Source organism: Okeania sp. SIO2C9 (genome assembly GCF_010672455.1).
Taxonomy (GTDB): domain Bacteria; phylum Cyanobacteriota; class Cyanobacteriia; order Cyanobacteriales; family Microcoleaceae; genus Okeania.
Map to the genome: position 1 here is coordinate 53,561 of NZ_JAAHGO010000023.1, position 23,117 is coordinate 76,677.

Consider the following 23,117-nt stretch of genomic DNA (forward strand, 5'->3'; position numbering starts at 1 on the left):
AAGTAAATTTACTACCTTAGCAAAACAATCTTTAAGTTAATCAGGACTTACGCAGTACCGCCACATTTAGTGTATAAATTGGTCATTTTTGCGGATATAACTACTATAATTAGCGCCGTTGCGTAAGTCCTGTTAATATTAAAATTATAGGGTCTTGCAAGTCGGCAAACTATCAAGACCTGAAACTTACTACTTCTCGTCGTTAGCTTCTTTTAGCTTGCGACCATCAACAGTGACTTCCCCGGTCACTGCTTTATCTTTAGCCTCCATTTTCAAATTAATCTTGCCTTGATAGTTGAAAATTATCGCAAGGCAAGAAGCTAAAACCACAATTGCTCCCACTCCTACAAAAATTTGAACATCAGGGCGATTAAAAAATAATGTCAAAGGTGGTAAAACCTTTAGCGCTAAATCAGACGTTTTCAGATTAAATCGAGGTTCATAATCTGGCGGTCTCTCCTTGTGGGGAACTAAATCCAGAACATTAATCTCAAGAATTTGTCTCCCAAGGAAGTTTCGACTTTCTTGACGGTGGAAAACTCCATTCCAATCATCATCAACCTGGAAGGAGAAAAGACAATTACCTATCAGAAGTTTCTCATCTTTTAAGTAACCATCTTTCCCCAATTTATCAATACACCTGTCAAAAGATGAACGAGATTTAAAGGAAATCTCTTCAAAACGCTGGTGAACCAATTTGTTAATAAGAATCTTCTTTCTCATATCTTTATAAGCCATGTGATTGCAATATAAATAGGACAAACTCACGAAAAAATCAGGCTTTCAGACACGGCGATCGCTAGTTTGTACATTATTTATGATCTGTTCTTCACCCAAACATTCTTGAAGGTAGCGTCGATCATTTGCTTATCCCAAGCCGTTTTCACCCTTAGAGCATGTTTTCAAACTCGTTGTATCCTAATTGCCCCTGATGACAGCTTCGCCAGTTCAACCCCAATATAACAATCAACTCAAAGGGGAAATTGTCAGAAAAAATTTGTAGAGCTGGACTCCCCAAATTAAAAATGTCCTTTCAATAGGTTTTAGAAAAGGTATAATATAAAGTTTGACAAAAAAATTGTCAATAAAAGTATATTAATGATAATAGGTAGTAAAATCCAGGTCAGTGCCCAAACACAAATCCAGTTGCAGGTAACCCTAGCCCGGAATGATCCTTATTGCTGGTCGGAGAGGATCTTATTACTAGCCGCTACAATTATGACCTGATTTCACCGCAATCTTCTTGAAGGTAACCTCGATCATTTGCTTATTCCAAGTCGTTTTCACCTTTAGTTTAGCCACCTTACGTCATACAGGTTAAAGGTTTCAGCTAGCAACTATCTAAAAAGATGGTGAACCACAATCACTAGAAAAATGGAGAAAAATGGAATAAGATTACGAAAGAGTAAGGTTTCAATGTAAGGTGATTACTTATAGATGCGTTAATAGACCTGTCAAAAGGAGATCGAACTATGCAAAAACTTAGTCAAAAAGGAATTAATGTAATTGAAGAAACTATCAAAGAAAAAAAAATAACTTACAAAGAACTTGCCAGATATATGTTTTTGGAAGAAAGACAGCTACGAAGATACTTAAAGGGAGAAAATAATATTGATATTGATCGTCTTGTACATCTTTTGCAAAGACTAGACTTATTGAACAAGTATACTCCTCTCAATATTCACTCAATAATCACTGATAATTATCAAAAAAAAGATAGTGACTTAATACCAGATAATTTTGAGTTGATTACAGAATGGATTGCTGTCAACCATAGTAAATATGAGATCATGCTTAATAAGGTTGATGAGCTAACTGAAGCAGTAATTAAGACTCATGTTTGTGAATTTAAGCCTAATTCCTTAGAGTTAGGTGATTCTGAATTAGAGACAATATCTAGAATCGACGAAGAAAGTGGGACATTAAATTTTAAGTTATGTTTTTTTTCTAATCAATATTCTAAAAATACTTATCTTCTTCTAAGATATCATAAACGTATAAAAGATGAGGCTACTCTTAGAGTTCTTCAGTATATAAATAAATATATTTACGATGAAAAAGTTTTTGCTGATTCTGATTTAGCAGAGTGTCTTTGTCCAATAGAAATATCACCATCACAAGTATCAGGATTAGCTACTTATTGTAAAATAAACAGCCTTGAGGATAAAGGTACACTTATTGAATATTATAAATTTGCCTTAGACGTATCTCATTATACAGGTGAAACAGTTCAAGAGCTTATTAGCTTTGCATATCAATATGGTAAGCTTCAGAAGTCTATTTCTTCTTTACCACAAGATTTGGATATAACTGAATTAAGCAGAAATCGTCCTGCCATAACTTTTCATAAACAAAGAATTGAAGCTAAAGTCAAAAGCTTGCTTGAACGCATAAAAGAAATCCGTGATGATGATATTATGATGAATAAACCATCAATAAAAATAAGTCAAAATGATGAATCTTTTTTCATATTTATCTGGAATGAAATTAAAGAATATATTGAAAAACGTCCGATAAATAATATTCCATTACTTCATGATTGCCATCCCCATAATACTTTTTTTAGAAATGGTCAGTGTCTTTTAATATATGATTATGAGGCTGTATCAACAACATGGAGTCCACTGGAAGCTATAGCATTTGTCATGCACAGATTTATTCGTGAGTTTTATGTCAAAAAATTTATGAACGGAGAAAATGTTTACCCTTTACGTGAAGAAATTTATAATTATGCAGAAAAATTTCTTCAAGAATATCAGAAAGGGGAAGGACCAATACCTGTAGATTTTACAAATAATGATAATTTACTTAAAAATATTCATTTAGGAATCAAGCTAACAAACTTTTCCAAGCTTGTTTCTATTATGAGATATCTAATCACAGACATAAAAGATCCGGCTGGACGACCTTCAAATATGCTAAAAAATGAGTATCGTAAATTTTGCATTTTTCTTAGAGAAGCTGATCGGTATTTTAAGTTTATATAGCAAGATGCTAATCCCGCAAAACACATATTTTATTCTTCGGGGGAGTAGCAATTGTGCAAGAAACCCCGTTAAAGTATTTGTGATCGCTGTACTAATTAAGTCTCTCTGACAAAAGAAGTCTGAAACCCTTGATTTATCGTTCTAAATTTCTGTACCAAATAAACTAAAGTTAGATTGGTACACTTATTAATATACAAAAACCTCACAAATGCTGAAGCCTATAACTCATTCATAGTGAGTATTTCAGCCTTAGCGTGGTTTTCTGTACAGTTGCTGATACTGTTGATGAACTTAACAAAAGAGATGTATTCGCGATTTATCTTCGCGAATCTAGCTCTTCACTCCGATCTCTTTCACGGTGACAAAAACTCCGTTCTCTATCTACTTTCAAGATTGATTATTAAGTCAATTATTGAAACATGATTTCATTATTGGCTCTGCCTCTAATAATCGCTAGTACCAAGCTCCGAAATCTATGCTATGACTATAAAAATGGGCGATTAACTGAAAATTATTATTCATTCTATTTGCTTATTGTCACCACCTTTGATGGTGTGTTGTCACCCTTTGATATCGCTCGCTAATCAGGAGCTAACTGGGCAAAAGAAGAAACACGAGTTTGAGCCAATGGTACACCTTGAAACCAAGCTTCGAGGCGAATCATATTCATTGCAGTTGCGGTCAATATATGTTGTAAATGAACTTTCTCCAAACCTACATAACGGCATTTGCGCAAACCTAAACCACGAACACCTTGAGAAATTGTACCTTCGACTCCGGCACGTTGATTGTACTGTTTTAACCATCTTTTGTTTGTTTGCTGTTTTCGTCTTTTGACAATAGCCAGATGTTCCTCTTTTGGACGCAGAGTAATTTCTCTAGGCTCGGTTGCCGAGCGTGTACATAGATGACGAAATAGGCATTCTCGACAAGCCTTTCTGGGAAATTTAACTCCAATAACTGTATTATCCCATTGATCTTTGTGAACACTCCATTTCTTGGTACTTTTTACTCCTTGAGGACAAGTAACCTGCTGCGTTTTCCAATTGATTTTGAATTGATTAATATCGTAAGCATTTTTGTCTTTTGATTGCCAACTTACATTCTCACGAACTGGTCCGATTAGTTCCAGCTCATGTTTTTGCTGACTCTCAACCAACAAAGTAGCATCTACATAACCTGCATCAACTAAGTGTTGTTTAGGTAATAATTCTTTGTCAGCTAAAGATTGATGAATCTCTTCTGTTTGGTCTACATCAGATAGATGAGCTTGGGTAGTCTCGATATTAGTAATAAGATGAATTTGATTTTTGTCACAAGTTTCCGTCAGATGTACCTTGTAGCCTATCCAAGTGGTATGACGCTTGCTACCATAACGAGCTTCTGTGTCATAAGGAGAGTTGCTTCTTAACCCAGAAGGAGGTAAGTCTTGATGATTGCGCCAATGAAGTTCACCATTATCTATCCAATATTGGTGTATCCAAGTAATTCGCAGAGTTTCTATTGCGGGAATTTCCCATAACCATAAAGGTGTATTTGGGTTGTCGTAAATTTCTTCTAAAATTCTCATTCCGTCGCACCCGATAGTGAGTGCCATGATTGTACGAGCTTCAGTTCCTCTAGGAAGACGGGATTCTTCCACTGGTCTGCTGTAGCGGTCAAACCAATCTTTTTCTACTACATTTGACAACCAATTTGGAGCTACTATAGCTAAAGCATTTAAAGCTGCTCTTAAAGTTTCTCCTACACATTCGAGTCGGTTGAGATTACGAATTGCAGCTAAGATATGAGTGGAATCAGTTCGAGCTTTTCCCTTGGCCTTGAGGAATCCTAGTTCTTGGCAGCGTTCTAAAAGTTTGTCTAGTAAGAGCTGTTCTTTACTTCCACTGAGTAATCGAGAGCGAAATAAACTTAAAACAGAAAAGTCAAAACCAGGGTCGGTTAGTTCTAGCCCTAAAGCGTACTTCCAGTCAATACGGCCTGCTACTGCTTCGGCAGCACCTCTATCGGATAAATTAGCCATATACTGCATCACACATACTAATGCTAAATTCCCAGGATGCAAGGCTGGTTGTCCTTCAATTGAATAGAGTTCTGCAAAATCGGTATCCTGATAAAATATACCTAATTCATCTCGAATGGTCATGTAGAGATTCCCTTTGGGAAAAGCTTGGTGTGCTATTTCTTTTGTTAAGGGTGGAACAGGTTTCATCGATTGAGGATGTAGAGCCATAATCTTTATCAGGACTTACGCAATCTTTCAACATTTGTTAAACTTAGTTTATACTTCGCGAATATAAATCGCGAATAATCTTCCCCTTTTCTTAATGTTTCTCCTGTATGAATCAAAAACAAGCATCATCAGACCAAATTGAACGAATTGATCGTATCACATCCGCGATCGCTACTCTTGAGAACCAAAAAAAACAAATTATTGCTCAAGGTGAAGTTGCTCCTCCAGGGACAGTAGTTTCTCGCTATCAAGTACGACAGCAGCAAAACATTTATTGGTACTACAAACTTCAAGCACAAGAGCCAATTTTTCCTAAAGCCAATGAGACTAGGAGTTTTAGTAAATATAAGCATTTAGGAAAACCTGGTAGTCAAGCTCATATTACCGCAGTAATGCAGGTGGTCAGACGTTCTCAAATTGATGAAATTCAACGTACTATTGATACTTTGTCACAAAATTTATTGGACATTGGTTTTGACGAGCAACCAAAACAAAAATCAAATAATTAACTGGACATATTCGCGGATAATATTCGCGAATACATCTCTTTTGTTAAGTTCATCAACAGTATCAGTTGCTACTCAAACCCCAGAACGTAAATTCACGAATTATGATTACTAAAAAGAATCAAAAAATTAAATATCTGAGCATTTATCTCTTAATGCTGTTAACTGCTTGTGCAACACCAGACAATACCAATACCACAAAAAACAATCAAGGTCTGGAAATTAAACTATTAATGGGAAGTGCTTTGGGAGACTTTTGTGAACAAGCAGCAGAACGTTTCAATCAACAACAACCAAAACTGAATGATGGTACTTCTTACTATATAAGTTGTGATGCTAAAGGTAGTGGGGATGTAGTAACCACAGTCATGTCTTTTGCAGAACAATTTCAAACCGGAATATTATCTGCTGATGCACCTGAATTTCCCACAATTATTTCTGTGGATGGTGAGATATATCATGCTCAATTGAAGTATCGAATGGAACAATTATTTCCTGGGCAAAACTATATTCCAGAAATTACAGATGCACCAATGTTAACAAATAGTCCGATGGTTTTTATGGCACAAGAAGACATTGCCAATGCTATAGAAAATGTTGATGATTTATTTAAACCTCTAGTGACAGCAAAAATCCATCGCGACATCAACTCTTCTGCACCACCAACTCCTATTTATTACGTTCACACCGCCCCCACTCGCTCCAATTCAGGTTTACAAACTCTTGTATCTCAATTTGCATCAGTATCTGGCAAGCGACCAGAAAATATGACAGTGGCAGATGTAACGCGCTATCAAAATCAGGTACAACAAATTCAAAGTAAAATTACTCGCTACGGTAAGTCAACCAGTTCCCTAGCGAAATCAATGGTCAAAAATGGGCCGTTTTGGGCATCTATTGGTTCGGTTTATGAGTCTTCGGTAATTGCTGCTAATACCCATCGGCAACCAGGACAACCAAAATACAGGGCAGTTTATCCTCAAGCAACTTTTACTTCTAATATGAGAGCAATTGTAGCTAATGCGCCATGGGTAAGCGAGGTAGAAAAAGCTGCTGCTACAGAAATTATTGCATATTTGCGATCGCCAGAAGTCCAAAAAATTGCTACTGATTTAGGATTACGGCCTGCTGTACCTGGTATTCCCCTCGGTACGAAGATTAGTCCGGCTTTTGGAGTTGACCCCAATGCTAAATATGACTCCTACCGCCCACCAAAACCAGAGGTAGTAGAGGCGATGTTAAAATCTTGGCAGGTGTATGCCAAAAAGCCTTCATTAGTCGTAGTATTAGTTGATTCATCAGGTTCGATGCAGGGGGCGAAATTACCTGCTGTTCAGAATACTTTACAAACTTATATTAATAGTCTAGGGCCTAATAACCAAATTGCTCTGATTGATTTTGATAATATGATTCGGCCTCCAGTAGTAGTTGATGGAACTCCAGAGGGACGCGATCGCGGTCTACAATTTATTAGTAATTTGAAAGCTGAAGGTGGCACAATGTTATATGATGCTACCCTTTATGCTCGTAACTGGTTACAGCAAAATCTCAGAAATCAGGCTATTAATGCCATATTAATTTTAACTGATGGGGAAGATTCTGGTTCTCAAATTAAGTTAAATCAGTTAAAAAATGAATTACAAAAAAGTGGTTTTAATTCTGACCAGAGAATTGCTTTATTCACAGTTGGATATGGTAAAGAAGGAGAGTTTAATCCTGATGTTTTGGAAAAAATTGCGGAATTAAATGCTGGTTATTATCGCAAGGGCAACCCAGAAACTATTTCTAAATTAATGTTAGATTTACAAGTAGAGTTTTAAAAGAAGGAAGAAGGAAGAAGGAAGAAGGAAGAAGGAAAGAAGGAAGAAGGGAGAAGGGAGAAGGGAGAAGGGAGAAGGGAGAAGGGAGAAGGGAGAAGTAAAAATCAAGGAATCAAATAAGGAAGGAATCAAATAAGGAAGGAAGAAGGAAAAAGGCAGAAGAAAGGAAGAAGTAAAAATCAAGGAATTAAATTATGAAATTAGTCAACCCACTTTATCATCCCCTTACCATTTTAATTGGTGGCATTACTTTAATTGTAGGAGTCAGATTTGTAGGTTTACCTAGCATAATTATGTTACCAACCGCAGCCCTAATTTCCACGGCTGGAGCAACATTATTAAATTCCTCAAAATCTGAATCCATACAACTAAAAAATCCAGCTTTAGTCAAAGAAATAGAATCTGTTAAACAGCAGGCAAATTTATTAGCAGAAAAAGCCAATAATCTTCGCCAAGAAGCTGGAAAACTTCTGACTGGAACTCCAGAAATGGAACTCTTAGGATTTGTACAATATGCTTGCGATCGCTCCTATGAACTTCCGATAAAAATTGACAAAATGGTAAAACGTTTACAAGGAGATGATTCTTTATTATCCACTTCTGAACTCCAGCGACAATTAAATGAAGTTGAAGCAAAAATGTCTAGTAGTAGAGGTATTGCCAGAGAACAATTAACTAAATTAGCAACAAGTTTGCAGCGAAATATTCAACTAGCAAATCAAGGGCAAGATGCTAGACAAGCACAAGTTATTAGTCTTTCTACTATGATTCAAGAGTCGGCTGGGGTTTTACAACAAATGCAAAATAAACTGAGAATGGCTGATTTAAGTAATTATCAACAACAACAAGAATTGCAGGCACTATCTCAAGAACTTCGCAGTTTTCAAGAAAATATTGATTTCTTAACTAGCTATTAGCTTTTAGCATTTCCTGACGGAATGCTCCGCAAACAGCTAGCCTCTTGCAGAGGAACTGCGTTAACAGCTAGCAGCTCTGGATTTAAGCCCCCTAAATCCCCCAATTTTGGGGGACTTTTAGAAGCAAATAGACTCTTGTTCCCCCCAAAGTTGGGGGGCCAGGGGGGCAAAATTCAGTATCAAAAAACTTTTCAGATATCCTCTAAACGTTTACTGCTGACCGCTTTTTTAATATGCTTCATTGACCTAAAAAATTCTATAATCAAACTAAAAAACTATGAAACCTACTAACAAGAAAAAATCTCTAATTACATCTTTAGCAATTATTTTAGCATCCCTGGGTTTAACATATATTCCACTCCCAGAAATCTCAAAAAATATTGTAGTTGTTAGTGGCACTGAACTACAAGAAATTCTGCCTGAATTAGAAACTAAATTTGAACAAAAATATCCTCAGATTAATTTAGAGCTCAAATATCAAGGCTCCCAAGATATTATTAATAAATATGTTGATGACCAAAATGATTTTACTCCCACAGTTTTAATTCCTGCTAATAGAGAAATTTTAGAAGAGTTAGAAACAAGATGGAAGGCACAAAATAATAGTGAACCTTTTTATGACAAACCACAACCAATTGCCAAAACAATATTAGTAGCGATCGCTTGGCCGGAACGCGGTCAAGTTTTATTTCCTAATAATCAATTTAGTTGGCGAAAAATTGCTCAAGCAATGCAAGTTGGAAATTGGGAAAAAATTGGAGGTAAACCACAGTGGGGTAGCTTTGATTTTCTCACTACTAATCCTACTCGCTCCAATAGTGGTCAATTAACATTAAGTTTATGGGCAAAATCAGAAATTGGAGGAGCAACTTTCACCAGTCAAAGTTTAAATAATTCCTCAGTCAAATCTTTATTTAGTTTAGTCAAGCGTTCAGTTTATTTGCCTCCACGTTCGACTGATATTTTGTTACAAGAATTTATTGCCAAAGGTGAAAATGATGCGGATATAGCAACAGTATATGAAAGTATTGCCTTGCATCGATGGGAACAGTCTCGCACTACCCAAGGGCAACCATATCAAATTTATTATCTCAATCCTACCATTGAAACAGTTTCCACAGCAGCGATCGCTAGGCGTGATGTTAGTAGTGGTATGGTTGACGCAGCCAGAAAATTTATTGATTTTCTCAGACAACCAGAACAGCAGAAACTATTTGTACAGTATGGTTTTCGTCCTGTAGACCAGAGTTTTGATTTGCAGAGTGTACCAAATAGTCCCTGGAGTCAAAATATCCCTGGAGTCAAAATGAATCCTGGGGTGCAAACTATGTCCACTCCTAACGCGGAGGTGTTGACAGAAATTAAGCGTTTGTGGGAGAGGGTAAATTAGGGAGGGGTGAGCAATTAATAATTACAGCAGTTATCGAATTGATGAGGTACAAAGTTTTATTGCTTTAGGCCACAGGCCACAGGCCACAGGCCACAGGCCACAGGGAATAGAGTTGTCGCTAAATAGATAGAAAAAATCGCTCAAATTAAGACACAGTAGTAATTCCAGACGTTTTTATCTAAAAATGGCGAAAATTCTTACATGATAAGGGTTTACCAGTTTTTTATAGTTATAAAGCGACAAGTCTAATATAGGAATAAATAGTCTTATAACTGTACCTCACTATCTTCAAAAGTGCTGTAATAATTAATAATTAATAATTAATAATTACTGGAGTTTAGACTAAATTGTCTTGAGAGTACAAAGTTCCTCTGAAAAAAATTTCTTTGACTTTCTCAAGAGTAATCCTCCTATATAGTTTCTAAACCCAGTTTTTTGAGATGAGTGTCTTTAATACATCGTTAAAGCGATTTGCTTACGCAACGCTACCGCGAACGCACCATCGATGGAAACAAGAGGGCATGGCCACTGAAGTTGTTTCTTTGATCAAACTTACCCCCGGCCAGTAATTAACGTAAAATATATACCTGATATGTATTATACCCTTTTTTTACTGTTTTTTCACTAAAGTCCCGTTAAGTCTCATTATGATTTTAAATCTTTTTTTTACGAAAAAGTGAGGTATAAAGCCTCCCCTTTTAAGGGGATGAAAAAATATTCAGTTCAGTATTTCAAGCCTCCGGCTTTAGTGGTCGGTACTGATAACTGATAACTGATAACTGATAACTGAAATGACCCTTGATCTTAACCCTCTTTGAACACAAGATATTTTCAGTTAAAAAACAGGAGTCAGGAGTTAAAATAAATAACTTAAATATCATTGATCCTTGTGAGTATCTCTTTTTAATCAAAGAGGTATCTTAACGATAATATTTTAAGTCTCATTATGATTTTAAATCTTTTTTTTACGAAACAGTGAGGTATAAATCCTCCCCTTTTAAGGGGATGAAAAAATATTCAGTTCAGTATTTCAAGCCTCCGGCTTTAGTGGTCGGTACTGATAACTGATAACTGATAACTGATAACTGAAATGACCCTTGATATTAATCCTCTTTGAACACAAGATATTTTCAGTTAAAAAACAGGAGTCAGGAGTTAAAATAAATAACTTAAATATCATTGATCCTTGTGAGTATCTCTTTTTAATCAAAGAGGTATCTTAACGATAATATTTTAAGTCTCATTATGATTTTAAATCTTTTTTTTACGAAAAAATGAGGTATAAAGCCTCCCCTTTTAAGGGGATGAAAAAATATTCAGTTCAGTATTTCAAGCCTCCGGCTTTAGTGGTCAGTACTGATAACTGATAACTGATAACTGATAACTGAAATGACCCTTGATATTAACCCTCTTTGAACACAAGATATTTTCAGTAAAAAAGAGATATTTTATTGGCAATTTGCAAATTATACCAATTCCCAAAAATAATTCTATACTTAATTAAGATTTCACTTATTAAGTAATAATTCGGTATTAAGCCAAGATATCTTATGTCTTTAAATCCTACTGCCTACTCCCTACTCTCAAGAAAACGTAGCAAAAATGCGTGAGATTTGATATTACCGAATAATTAAGGTTTAAAGCCTCTCCTTGGCTGCGCCACGAGCTGTCGCTCTACAAGGAGAAACAAGCGGTCGAGAGATGGCGAGGTCTCGGAGCCATATCCAATCGACCAAGAGAGAAAAATTTTTCATGATTAGTCAATCCTCTTCTTTTCAAGGAGAAGTAATAATTAATTATTAATTATTAATTGTTGAATATATCTTTTAATTGAGCGCCATAATCGTATAACTGCCAAATATTTTTAGAGTTTCCGTATAGGTTTTCAATTCCTCTATTGCTACCTCGATCAAATCATCATTATTCTTAGCTTCTATATCAATAAAAAATAAATAATCCCCCAGCGATCGCTTAGTAGGACGAGACTCTATTCTACTCATATTAATTCCCCTTTTAGCAAATACTTCCAAAGGCTTCACTAAAGCTCCTGGTACATTTGCAGGTACACTGAAACCTAGAGAAATAAAAACAGAATTTCCCGGTTGATTTATCCTATTAATTATTAGTTTTAAATCAGAATTCTCTATTTCAGAACATCCTTCTTTCAATACCCAAAAGCGAGTACAATTGTCAGGATAATCATTAATTGGATAAGCTAATATAGGTAATTTATAAAGTAGAGCCGCTCTTTGAGAAGCGATCGCTGCGGCACTCCGATCCTTACCTAAATGTCGCAATGCTTCTGTGGTAGAATTATCCGGAATTTGCTGGACTTGTGGCAAAAATCTTTCTAACCAACCTTGACATTGAGCTAAAGCTTGTGGATGAGAATAAACTGTTTTAATCTCCTCAAAACTATCAGCTAATGATATTAACCCATGAGAAATAGGCAATACTAATGCTGTTTGAATCTCTAAAGAGTCCAATTGCCAAAGTGTATCCAGAGTAACAGTAACACTCCCTTCAATAGAATTTTCTACAGGTACAACTGCCAAATTAACTTCCCCTTGAGAAACTGCCCATAAAGTTTGAGCAATACTAGGATATGGACACAGAAAAGATTTTTGACCAAGCTGACTCAGTTTATTAGTAAATGCTACTGCTGCTGTCTCGGCATTGGTGCCAGCAGGGCCAAGATGTGCAATTGATATGGTCATTTCAGTTATCATTTATCATTTATCAGTTAGCCTCCTGAGGAGGAGCTACGCTAACAGTATCTCCTGCAATAAGAAAGTTTGACATCAGGAATATTATCTTTTCTCTTGGTCAATTGGATATATCCAGGACACTCGCTCTTTACAGAACCGCTCCGCAGTCCGCCATTCCACCCTACGGGAAGCTCCGAAGATCGACCGCTTCTTATCCCCTTAAAATGGCAGGGCTAATTCTTTGTCATCAGAGAATATTTACAGCTCTATATTTTTGGTTAACTAATTCTAGCAAGATGTACGAAATTTCAAAGGATACAATTTTGCTCTAGTGACAATAAATTGACCCTACTTCCCCACTCCCCCACTCCTTTTATTCTCTAGTAACAATCAATTATCCTGCCTTAAAAGCTATCCATTGCCCACATCTTTCTTAATATAAAACTTGACAAAATAGACAAGTCATAAGTGACTCTTGGTTAGGCTTTTTCGGTAGAAAAAATGTATTTTTTCATACATTCTCTTTGATAACTTCAGTAGTTTTATTGAGCTACTATGATTCTTTCTCCTTTCTCCCCTGCTCCCTGCTCCCCTTCCCCTCCTGGGAGGGGGAGGGGCTAGGGGTGGTTCCCACAAGGGTTTCAAGACTTATGGGTAAGAGATAGCTTAAAAGGGAGAGGTTATTGACCAAAATTTTTCGGTCATAGAATCTCCATTTTATTTTAGATTTTAGATTAAACCCAATTTATTTTCTATATAGCAATGTGCGCTGGCATATTTAAAAATTGCAGGAGGTCTCCAATAGCTAAAAGTCTTATATTATCAGCTTTTTATCAAAATAATATGGGTCGCGCAACCCCGCCTTTTAAAGCGAAATATTTTTGGAGCGGGACTCAAATCCCCTACTTCCCCTCCTGGGAGGGGGAGGGGCTAGGGGTGGGTTAACTTATGACTTATGACTTCTGATTTTTGAGTTCTGACTTCGTCAACCCCCCAAATGAGCTATTGCTGCTTTCCGGAGCTGTTGCCTGCGCGCAGCGCTATAAAATTGAATAAGTTACACTTCGTAAAATTACGTTATATTTCTTCAATTAGTTCTCATCCATTAACGATTATGATTACTAGAATTACTCAATTTTACCTAAATCCCCTGCTGGTGAATGACTAAACTTGAGTAAATACTTCAGTATGATCCAAGTCACATGAATAAATGTGAAGATTTCATAAAATTTAGATATTAAAATATTTATTTTTTATACAAATAATGATTACTAGATTTACCGCATCCCAATCTGTAAATATTCCCGTAGTTGAGCAACAAGTTCCTATTCATCACTATCTTCGTCAACCGAAGCGCCTAGTCAATGCTTTAGTAGATCCAACAAGATTGGAGCAATTAGACAAAGATAGCTTCCGCCTCAAAATGCGTCCACTACACTTTATGATGTTAACTATTCAACCAACTGTAGATATACGGGTTTGGGCGAGCGCTAATGGCACAATTTACTTAAAGTCAGAGGGTTGTGAAATTCGTGGCGTAGAATATATTAATCAGCGTTTTGCCCTCAATCTAGTTGGTATTCTCCAAACCTACCAAATTAAAGGAGTTACTCATCTCAAAGGCAAAGCAGATTTAGAAGTTAAGGTAGAATTACCTCCTCCATTATGGTTAACACCTCTACCAGTTTTAGAAACAACTGGTAATGGTTTACTTAAAAGTGTATTAATGACAATTAAGCAAAGATTGACCCATCAATTATTAGCTGATTATCATCAATGGGCCTGTAATGAAACTGAGGTATTAGCTAATAGTCAACAAGGTTCTGTTTTATCTGCTGGTAGTCAAGCAATTTAACCTAGCAGTATTTAGTTCTCTCCACTCCAGCTTGACGGAAGTTGTTACAAAATTTAATATCTTCTAATATAAGGTAATTAATAGTTTTAATAAAAATTACTTAATTCTACTAGCTACTATGTATAATAATTTTTTTGCATCTCAATCCGTCAATATACCCGTTCCAGAGCAGTCTATAAGTATTAACAGTTATTTAAGTCAACCACAACGTATTGTAGAAGTCCTAGCAAACCCTAATTGTATAGAAAAATTAACTAACGATATATATCGTTTGAAAATGAACCCTCTCAAATTCTTTATGTTGAAAATTGAACCAATTATCGACATGAAAATTTTAACAACCTCTGAAGGAGTAGTCCAATTAAAGTCTGTTGGTTGTCAACTAAAAGGGATTGAAATGATTAATGAACATTTTAAATTGAATCTCAATGGTACAATGCAGCCTACCAAAATTCAGAATAAAACTATTCTAGAGGGAAAAGCAGAGTTGTCCTTAAAAATATTTTTGCCTCCTCCTTTCAACAAAATACCCAAATCAATTTTGCTATCCACAGGTAATAATTTATTAGGTAGTATCTTACTCAAAATGAAGCAAGGATTGATGCATAAATTATTATTAGACTATAGCAACTGGGTAAAGTCAGAAGAGAGGAGTTTACTAGCTGCTTAGTTTACTAAAAAAGTACTTTATGACCTTGTCACAAAGTTTATGGAAAAATTAGATTTAGGAAGTGAGTCAGAAACTACAATTAAGTAGCTTCCTAATTCCCACTACCAATTATTGAGCTATATATTCTATTAATAACTTTCTCTAAACAAAAGCCTTGAATTTATACATCATTCATTGCTAAAGTTTATTTTAAAGTATCTTTCAGAACAGTTCTAGCTGCAAGATGATTGCGAGTAGATGTGAGAATTTCTACTTCTCTTTCCAACCTAGTAGCAGTATCTTGCATCTCCAAAAGAGCTTGCTGTTCAGTTGCTACCCCATAAAGATTGCTAGCTACCCAATATGACAATTCTTTTGGTAAAGTAGGAATATCAGTGGGCAATTCTATACTCTGGTCCATAAGTTTACCTGAAAGATGAACTACATCTTTTAGCAAAGCTTCAACTTGATTTGATAACTCTCCAAGAGTATTTTCTGAAGAATCATCTTCTATCCACTCAACCAAACCAACTAGATAAGGTTTCTCTCTAATTGTGTCTAAAACTCTAAATCTCTGCTCACCTACTGTCAAAATCTTAATCCGATCATCAGGTAAGCGTTGGTAATTCTCAATCTTAGCGCAACATCCAGTGGCCACAACTAGGTCTTGAGTAGAATCCCACATCAAAATACCAAATCTACTATCGCTTTCTAGAACTGTATTCATCATAATTCTATAGCGAAATTCAAATATATGTAGTGGTAAAGGTCTACCTGGAAATAATACTACTTCTGGTAGGGGAAATAGGGGAAGTTCTCGAACAGCTACAGAAGAAGATGCCATTTTCCTAGTATTAATGATTTTCGATAGTTATAGTTCATAAAAATATAGTCAAATATGACATATCCTTATTTTGCAGCTATTGCCCTGACTGGGTGAACTACAACACCCTCTATCCCATAGCTAAAAGCATTTGAGACTGCTTTATCTTTTCCTCGTTGCATGATTATCTCCCTGATTCAATTTCTGCTTGGTCATAATACAGAGGCTTGGACTTAGGTTCTTATGTGTCTAGAGGTAGGGTGTCAGTCCAGGAATTTCACCCTATTGAACTCAGATCGTTGACTCTTGAGGATTTTTGATTTTCTATTATAAGCGATAAAGTTAGACTATCTCAATACCCGCCCCAATTTCTGGATACCATATGATTATATATAACTATATTTAACTATATTTATGTACAACGTTTATTATACATTCTATACTTTAGCAGATTTTTCTATGATTGGATATCTATAAACTGGAGAGTGCGAAGTTATCACAAAATACGACGAGCGCCCTGAAGCCGAAACCAATGCGGCGAGTGCTTACAGCCCGTAGTCGCCTGCCTATTGCCCCCTGAAGGTAGATCAGTCTCAAATGCCTTGTGACAAGAACTTCTCCAAAGAACTTCGCACTGTCCAGTTAGACTACTTAAGCCTCCATAAGGAATGTGCAATTCCAGGAGCCCAGTTAGGGTCCCCGTAATAAGTAAATTGCCGGATGCACATGTATTCATTGCCTTGATAGGACACTACATCGCCCACAAAGTATTCCTTCCGATTATTTGGATTCCATTCGCTGGTGGAGGATTCTGTGGGGGATTCTAGAGCGCTCAACGCCTGATTTCCCTGGACAACGCCGTAGCCACTGTGTTGATTCCATCCGCGCAATCCACCGATTTGTGCAGCCGTTTCTTGTAAAGCTGTTTTAATTTGCGCAGGTTGAGCGGAGGAGTTTGCTTGCTTGAGCAACGCGACGACTCCAGCGACAACGGGACAAGCTGCTGACGTCCCCGCATCGGAGTTAAAGTATCCCGTAAAGTGACTGACACCACATACATCGGGTTTATTCTGGTCTAAAGCCGCCGGCCCGGAACTGCTATATCCAATGAGTTGATAGTTTGAATTAACAGCGCCCACAGTGATGACTAACGGGTGACCGTTGGCTCCCCAAATATCCCTGCCTGGACCAGTCGAATCGCCACATCTAGGATCAGGGCAAGTGGCACCGCAGTTCCCCGCCGCAAACAACACAATAATGCCTGCATTGACAGCTTCGACGACTTTGCGATTAAAAGGGTGATTGGCATTATCGATGTAGTCAAGCGCCAAATTTTGCTGGTATATTCCCCAACTGTTAGACAGGATCTGAGGTGTCCCATTACTTTGGTATTGATTGATTGCCCATTGAAATCCTTGTAAGGCGTTTGAAAGCAGATCACTAGTGTCCCCCCCAGAAACTCGGATATCGTAAATTTGTGCTTGAGGTGCCATAGCCAAAGCATCAGTAGAACTCATATTTCCATGTTCGTCCCACTCAGCCCGAGTTCCCCAGTCATTATTAGGCCAACCACCAATAACATTTGGAATTCGACCGTTTTGTGTACGTCCTTCGGCGCTAATACCACCATCGACAATACCGATGACAATGCCCTGCCCTTGGTATCCCCTAGCCCATATTTGAGAAGCTCCCATTACCTGAGCGGCACGTAATCTATCGCCTTTTGGCGTTGTCGGAACACAATCGCAAGGTGGGATGGGACAATTCGTAAATGGTTCTATGGGTGGATCGCTCCATACTTTAATAACGTTATAAGACGACTCTAGTTGTTGAATGTTCCCTCTTGATACTGTCCCACGGACAACGACAATTTCTTCATCCGAACGCAACCTCATTGACATAGACTGTTCCGGAGTCGATTCTACTGTCACCGGAGCGTAACTACTATCAACTTGGAATCCTGGCAGGTTGATTGAAGAATCCAAATTATCCATTGCTAGACCCGCTCCTGCAGACCGGGGAACCAGCACCTCCACTAAAACCCTTACTTGTTCCGAAGGGTTTTCGCCACTAGCTACCATAGTGTATCCTTAAAAATCTACTCAACACCTCCATATAGTAACCTTCCGATCTTTTAGTGTCAATAGGGGCTTTGTGGCATAAAGAGAACAAATAGGGTGATTTTTTGCCTAGTTAGGGCTTGCTGAAAAAGTATGCATGGGTGAGGGCAGGAGTCAGGAGTCATATCAAATCCGGTTGAATACTTATTATATGGTTGGGGGGATGGGGGGATGGGGAGATGGGGAGATTCGGAGATGGGGAGATGGGGGGATGGGGAGATGGGGAGATTCGGAGATGGAGACCTACCCCAAACCCCTCTCAGGAGAGGAATTTAGGGAATGTAGGAAGATATCTATGTAAAGTAATTATAGAATTATCAATATATATCTTAAATATAGGATTCTATGTGCAATTAACCGGATTTGATATCAAAAGTCGTAGGGGCGAACGGCCGTTTAGCTAAAGCATAACTAACAATCGGAATTTTACGCAAACGTTAACGCTGCGCGACATGGAAAGCCTAGTATTCCGTAGGAAAACGCCCGTACTGGAGAATGGAATTACAGAGGATGTCGTTGGAATAATTGCCCCTTAATATCAAATCCGGTTAAACAGTTATAGATTCCTTAAGTCTTTAGGAGTCAGGAGTCAGGAGTCAGGAGTAGAAAGAATCACAGAGATTAAATGATTATGACGATTGGAGATTTTTTTTATGTCCAATCAAACGGATTTGATATAATTCCATAGCCCAAGTCTTGTCAAAATCCTAACATGCATGAGCATTTTCAACTGAAAATCCGGCTCTTTTTTCGCTCCTAAAAACCATCAAACCTTTATATGCCAATGCTTTTAGATTTAATCAGCAAACCCTAAATCTGTGTTTCGCTATGCTACATGAAACGCGTAGCGTTGCCTTAGCAAAACAAGAATCTTCCGTTATAATCTTTGATGTAACGGTGAAAGTCTCAAAGCTTCACTTCAATATCTACACCTGCTGGTAAATCAAGTTTCATCAGCGCATCAATTGTTTTTGATGAAGGTTGATAAATATCTATAATTCTACGGTGTGTCCTAGTTTCAAAGTGTTCTCGTGAATCTTTATCAACGTGGGGCGATCGCAGCAGACAGTAAATGCGTCGTTTTGTGGGCAATGGTATTGGCCCAATAGCTGTAGCTCCCGTTCTATTTGCCGTATCTACAATTTTTTCACAAGATGTATCAAGTAAACGACGGTCAAATGCCTTGAGGCGAATCCGAATTTTTTGCTGTTGAATTGTGGCCATTTATCTTCTTTAATTTTCTAGGTTCAGATTTTAATGAAGTCAGTAGTCAGTAGTTATTTTTGCAACTCGGACTTTGAGCAACCCCCTTTTTTTGAAGTTAGAAGTTGCTTTTGTAAAGGAGATTTTAAGTAACCCTCCAAAAAAATTATTATTTTGATCAAAATTAACCTTCATCAATAAGCAGCAGAAAAGCAAATATCAATAAGTTATGTATGTACTTTTCTGCCACTTAATCTTTGAGGAAGTTGTCCTACTCTATAATCTTAGAAACAACACCAGCGCCAATAGTTCTCCCACCTTCACGAATGGCAAAACGCATACCTTGTTCAATTGCCACTGGGTTAATTAGTTGAACCGTCATTTTAATCCGGTCACCAGGCATTACCATTTCTGCCGCACTGCCATCATCAGCAGTAAAAGACTCAATAGCACCAGTCACGTCTGTTGTCCGGATATAGAATTGAGGACGATAATTAGGGAAGAAAGGTGTATGACGACCTCCTTCTTCCTTTTTCAGAACATAAACTTCAGATTCAAATTTTTTGTGAGGAGTGATAGAACCTGGTTTGGCCAATACCATACCACGTTGAATATCATCTTTCTGCATACCACGCAGTAGCAATCCCACATTATCACCAGCCATTCCTTCGTCCAAAATTTTCTGGAACATTTCCACACCGGTAACTGTAGTATTACGAGTGTCTTTAATACCTACCAATTCCACAGTTTCACCGACTTTAACCTTACCACGCTCAATCCGGCCTGTAGCTACAGTACCACGACCAGTAATAGAGAATACGTCCTCTACCGCCATTAAGAAAGGCTTATCAACATCACGTTCTGGTGTAGGAATATATCCATCAACTTCATCCATCAGAGCGAGAATTTTATCTACCCACTCATTTTCACCCTTTCCTATGTTCGGGTTAGCCGTTAATGCTTCTACTGCCTGTAAAGCAGAACCAGCAGCGATGGGAATATTATCTCCATCAAAATCATAGTCACTTAAAAGTTCCCGAACTTCCAGTTCAACCAGCTCCAACAGTTCCTCATCATCCACCATATCTTGCTTGTTGAGGAAAACAACTATATTAGGAACCCCTACCTGCTTGGCCAATAGAATATGCTCGCGAGTTTGAGGCATTGGACCATCAGCAGCAGAAACTACTAGAATTGCACCGTCCATTTGAGCTGCACCTGTAATCATATTTTTTACATAGTCAGCGTGTCCAGGACAATCAACATGAGCATAGTGGCGTCCTTCTGTTTCGTACTCTACGTGAGCAGTATTAATGGTGATACCCCGTGCTTTCTCTTCTGGAGCTGCATCAATATCAGCATAATTCCTTGCCTTAGCTTTTCCTTGCGCTGCTAGACTCATGGTAATTGCAGCAGTCAAGGTTGTCTTACCATGGTCAACGTGGCCAATAGTTCCGATATTGACGTGAGGCTTATTTCTTTCAAATTTTGCGCGTGCCATTAATTACTTGTTCCTTTTTTTTTCCGTTGTTAATTCCGCCTCCCTTGGATTAGGAAACGGACGCACTGATTAATAATAGATAAATTTTGAAAACTCTGCCGAGCCGTTTAACTAATTAACTAATCTTTTTTGGCTGTTGCTCTAGACAATCACCTATTTTTTTAGTCAATTGTCAGTTTTCATTTAGTGGTCAGTTATTCTATTTTCACATTATTCAACCCAAAACTAAAATTTTAATCTAAGAACTAAATAAATTTCAGAATTGCTAGAGATATCCTTTGATCTTAACAATGATAGTCTCTGCCACATTACGAGGCACTTCCTCATAGTGACTAAATTCCATCGAAAATATACCACGACCTTGAGTTTTTGACCTCATGTCAGTAGCATAACCAAACATTTCTGCCAAAGGAACTTTTGCTGTTACCTTAGCCATACCTGATTCTACTCCCTGCCCCTCTATTTGTCCTCTTCTAGAGTTAAGGTCTCCGATAATATTACCAATATATTCTTCAGGTACTTCTATCTCAATTTTCATCTTTGGCTCTAATAACACAGGTGAAGCCTTAGTAACACCTTCCTTAATTGCCATAGAGCCAGCAATTTTAAAAGCCATTTCCGAAGAATCCACATCATGGTAAGATCCATCTACCAGAGTAGCCTTAACATCTATTAATGGATAACCAGCCAAAACCCCTGCTTCACAAGCCTCTTTCATTCCTTGTTCTGCTGGACTAATAAATTCTTTAGGTACTGTCCCTCCAACAATCTTGGAGACAAACTCAAAACCACTACCTAGCTCTCCTGGTTCCAGTTCTATGACTACATGGCCATACTGACCTTTACCACCACTTTGACGGATAAATTTACCTTCGGCCTCAACCTGTTGGCGAATAGTCTCTCGATAAGCCACCTGTGGTTGACCCACATTAGCTTCCACCTTATATTCCCGCAGCATCCGGTCTACCAAAATTTCCAGGTGAAGCTCACCCATCCCAGCAATTACTGTTTGGTTAGTTTCTGGATTAATACTAACTCGGAATGTAGGATCTTCGTCTGAAAGAGCCTGAAGTGCCTGAGATAGTTTCTCCATATCTTGTTTAGTTTTGGGTTCCACGGCCACAGATATAACTGGCTCAGGAACATAAAGAGACTCTAGAAGAATTTGATTATCCTTATCACAAACAGTATCACCTGTCAAGGTATGTTTCATACCTACAACTGCCCCCAAGTCTCCTGCCCGAAGTTCATCTACATCTATTTTTTCATCAGCTTTGAGAACAATTAGGCGAGAAATTCTTTCTTTCTTATCCTTAGTAGAATTGAGGATATAACTACCTTTGGAAAGGACTCCAGAATATACCCGCAAAAAGGTGAGACGACCATAAGGGTCTGACATAATTTTAAATGCCAGAGCTGCTAGAGGAGCTTCATCATCTGAAGGTCTTGTACCTAGCTCGCCATTTGGCAATGTTCCTTCAATTGCTGGGACTTCTGTCGGAGCAGGCAAATAATCTACTACTGCATCAAGTAGAAGTTGAACACCTTTATTTTTGAAAGCTGAACCACATAACATTGGTACAACTGTACCTTTAATAGTGGCTTGACGTAGAGCTTTACGAATTTCTTCTTCTGTAAATTCCTCTCCTTCAAGGTACTTTTCTGTCAGAGCATCATCTGTTTCTGCTACTGACTCAACTAGCTTCAGGCGATATTCCTGTGCTAACTCTTCTACTTCTGCTGGAATTTCCGTTTTTTGAATATCTGTTCCGAGGTCATTGGTGTAGAGAAAAGCTTTCATCCCCACCAAATCTACAATTCCCCTAAATTCATTTTCACTACCGATAGGAATTTGGACCGGGACTGCATTAGCTCGGAGGCGATCGCGAATTTGCTCATATACCTTGAAGAAGTTAGCCCCTGTCCTATCCATCTTATTAACAAAGGCCATACGAGGCACTTCGTAACGATCTGCTTGACGCCAGACAGTTTCTGACTGAGGCTGTACTCCTCCTACCGAGCAGAATACAGCTATTATTCCATCCAGAACCCTCATAGAACGTTCTACTTCTATTGTGAAGTCTACATGTCCTGGAGTATCAATAATATTAATTTGATGGTCTAACCACTTAGTGCTAATAGCAGCTGCAGTAATAGTAATTCCACGTTCTCGCTCTTGAGCCATCCAGTCGGTAACTGCGGTCCCATCGTGAACTTCCCCCATTTTATGTACTATACCGGAATAAAATAGGATTCTTTCTGTTGTTGTTGTCTTACCCGCATCTATATGAGCTGCGATACCAATATTTCGCACCTGCTCAAGTGGCATACTACGTCCCACAGTTACCTCCTTTATCTGTGCTTCAGATTTTTACGCTTAATTAAAATTCTATATTTTAGGGACA

General features: G+C 37.8%; 16 protein-coding genes. 8 read left to right on the forward strand and 8 right to left on the reverse strand.

Features of this window, described 5'->3' with window-relative positions; all coding sequences use genetic code 11:
* Window positions 1-189 precede the first annotated feature (189 nt).
* On the reverse strand, window positions 190-696 hold the full coding sequence (locus F6K23_RS19140) for a hypothetical protein (protein WP_293158776.1): 507 nt from the start codon (window positions 694-696) through the stop codon (window positions 190-192).
* Between the two features lie 776 nt (window positions 697-1,472).
* On the opposite strand from F6K23_RS19140, the gene F6K23_RS19145 reads away from it, so the two are divergent.
* Window positions 1,473-2,987: a hypothetical protein gene (locus F6K23_RS19145; protein WP_293158778.1), complete on the forward strand. Its 1,515-nt coding sequence runs from the start codon at window positions 1,473-1,475 to the stop codon at window positions 2,985-2,987.
* Window positions 2,988-3,567: 580 nt separating this feature from the next.
* Here F6K23_RS19145 and F6K23_RS19150 read toward each other — a convergent pair.
* A complete protein-coding gene (locus F6K23_RS19150; protein WP_293158780.1) occupies window positions 3,568-5,220 on the reverse strand; it encodes an IS1182 family transposase in 1,653 nt (550 codons plus the stop codon).
* 107 nt (window positions 5,221-5,327) lie between these two features.
* Here F6K23_RS19150 and F6K23_RS19155 point away from each other — a divergent pair, with 107 nt between their 5' ends.
* The 4 genes from F6K23_RS19155 (at window position 5,328) to F6K23_RS19170 (ending at window position 9,853) form a co-directional block, all read left to right on the forward strand.
* Complete coding sequence (locus tag F6K23_RS19155) at window positions 5,328-5,729, forward strand: transposase (RefSeq protein WP_293158782.1); 402 nt, start codon at window positions 5,328-5,330, stop codon at window positions 5,727-5,729.
* Window positions 5,730-5,830: 101 nt separating this feature from the next.
* Complete coding sequence (locus tag F6K23_RS19160; RefSeq protein ID WP_293158784.1) at window positions 5,831-7,546, forward strand: extracellular solute-binding protein; 1,716 nt, start codon at window positions 5,831-5,833, stop codon at window positions 7,544-7,546.
* 194 nt (window positions 7,547-7,740) lie between these two features.
* Window positions 7,741-8,463 carry a hypothetical protein gene (locus tag F6K23_RS19165; protein WP_293158786.1) on the forward strand — a complete coding sequence of 241 codons (723 nt, stop codon included), beginning with the start codon at window positions 7,741-7,743 and terminating at the stop codon, window positions 8,461-8,463.
* 277 nt (window positions 8,464-8,740) lie between these two features.
* Complete coding sequence (locus F6K23_RS19170) at window positions 8,741-9,853, forward strand: substrate-binding domain-containing protein (RefSeq protein WP_293158788.1); 1,113 nt, start codon at window positions 8,741-8,743, stop codon at window positions 9,851-9,853.
* A gap of 1,826 nt (window positions 9,854-11,679) precedes the next feature.
* Here F6K23_RS19170 and pheA read toward each other — a convergent pair.
* The gene (pheA, locus tag F6K23_RS19175; protein ID WP_293158790.1) at window positions 11,680-12,570 is read right to left on the reverse strand and encodes a prephenate dehydratase; all 891 of its coding nucleotides are present in this window, start codon (window positions 12,568-12,570) and stop codon (window positions 11,680-11,682) included.
* A gap of 1,255 nt (window positions 12,571-13,825) precedes the next feature.
* Between pheA and F6K23_RS19180 the strand changes: the two genes are divergently transcribed.
* The gene (locus F6K23_RS19180) at window positions 13,826-14,416 is read left to right on the forward strand and encodes a DUF1997 domain-containing protein (protein ID WP_293158792.1); all 591 of its coding nucleotides are present in this window, start codon (window positions 13,826-13,828) and stop codon (window positions 14,414-14,416) included.
* 118 nt (window positions 14,417-14,534) lie between these two features.
* Window positions 14,535-15,086, forward strand: a complete 552-nt coding sequence (locus F6K23_RS19185) for a DUF1997 domain-containing protein (RefSeq protein ID WP_293158794.1) — start codon at window positions 14,535-14,537, stop codon at window positions 15,084-15,086.
* Window positions 15,087-15,270: 184 nt separating this feature from the next.
* Here F6K23_RS19185 and F6K23_RS19190 read toward each other — a convergent pair whose 3' ends face one another.
* Window positions 15,271-15,909 (reverse strand): LON peptidase substrate-binding domain-containing protein, encoded by a 639-nt coding sequence (locus F6K23_RS19190; RefSeq protein ID WP_293158796.1) that lies wholly within the window; start codon window positions 15,907-15,909, stop codon window positions 15,271-15,273.
* Between the two features lie 626 nt (window positions 15,910-16,535).
* A complete protein-coding gene (locus F6K23_RS19195) occupies window positions 16,536-17,969 on the reverse strand; it encodes a S8 family serine peptidase (RefSeq protein ID WP_293158798.1) in 1,434 nt (477 codons plus the stop codon).
* 194 nt (window positions 17,970-18,163) lie between these two features.
* Here F6K23_RS19195 and F6K23_RS19200 point away from each other — a divergent pair, with 194 nt between their 5' ends.
* A complete protein-coding gene (locus F6K23_RS19200) occupies window positions 18,164-18,412 on the forward strand; it encodes a hypothetical protein (RefSeq protein WP_293158800.1) in 249 nt (82 codons plus the stop codon).
* A gap of 502 nt (window positions 18,413-18,914) precedes the next feature.
* Here F6K23_RS19200 and rpsJ read toward each other — a convergent pair.
* The 3 genes from rpsJ to fusA all read right to left on the reverse strand — a co-directional run bounded on the left by rpsJ (window position 18,915) and on the right by fusA (window position 23,053).
* Window positions 18,915-19,223 (reverse strand): 30S ribosomal protein S10, encoded by a 309-nt coding sequence (gene rpsJ / locus F6K23_RS19205; RefSeq protein WP_202219847.1) that lies wholly within the window; start codon window positions 19,221-19,223, stop codon window positions 18,915-18,917.
* Window positions 19,224-19,482: 259 nt separating this feature from the next.
* Window positions 19,483-20,712: an elongation factor Tu gene (gene tuf / locus F6K23_RS19210; protein WP_293158802.1), complete on the reverse strand. Its 1,230-nt coding sequence runs from the start codon at window positions 20,710-20,712 to the stop codon at window positions 19,483-19,485.
* A gap of 265 nt (window positions 20,713-20,977) precedes the next feature.
* Window positions 20,978-23,053 carry an elongation factor G gene (gene fusA, locus F6K23_RS19215; RefSeq protein WP_293158804.1) on the reverse strand — a complete coding sequence of 692 codons (2,076 nt, stop codon included), beginning with the start codon at window positions 23,051-23,053 and terminating at the stop codon, window positions 20,978-20,980.
* Between the last annotated feature and the right edge of the window lie 64 nt (window positions 23,054-23,117).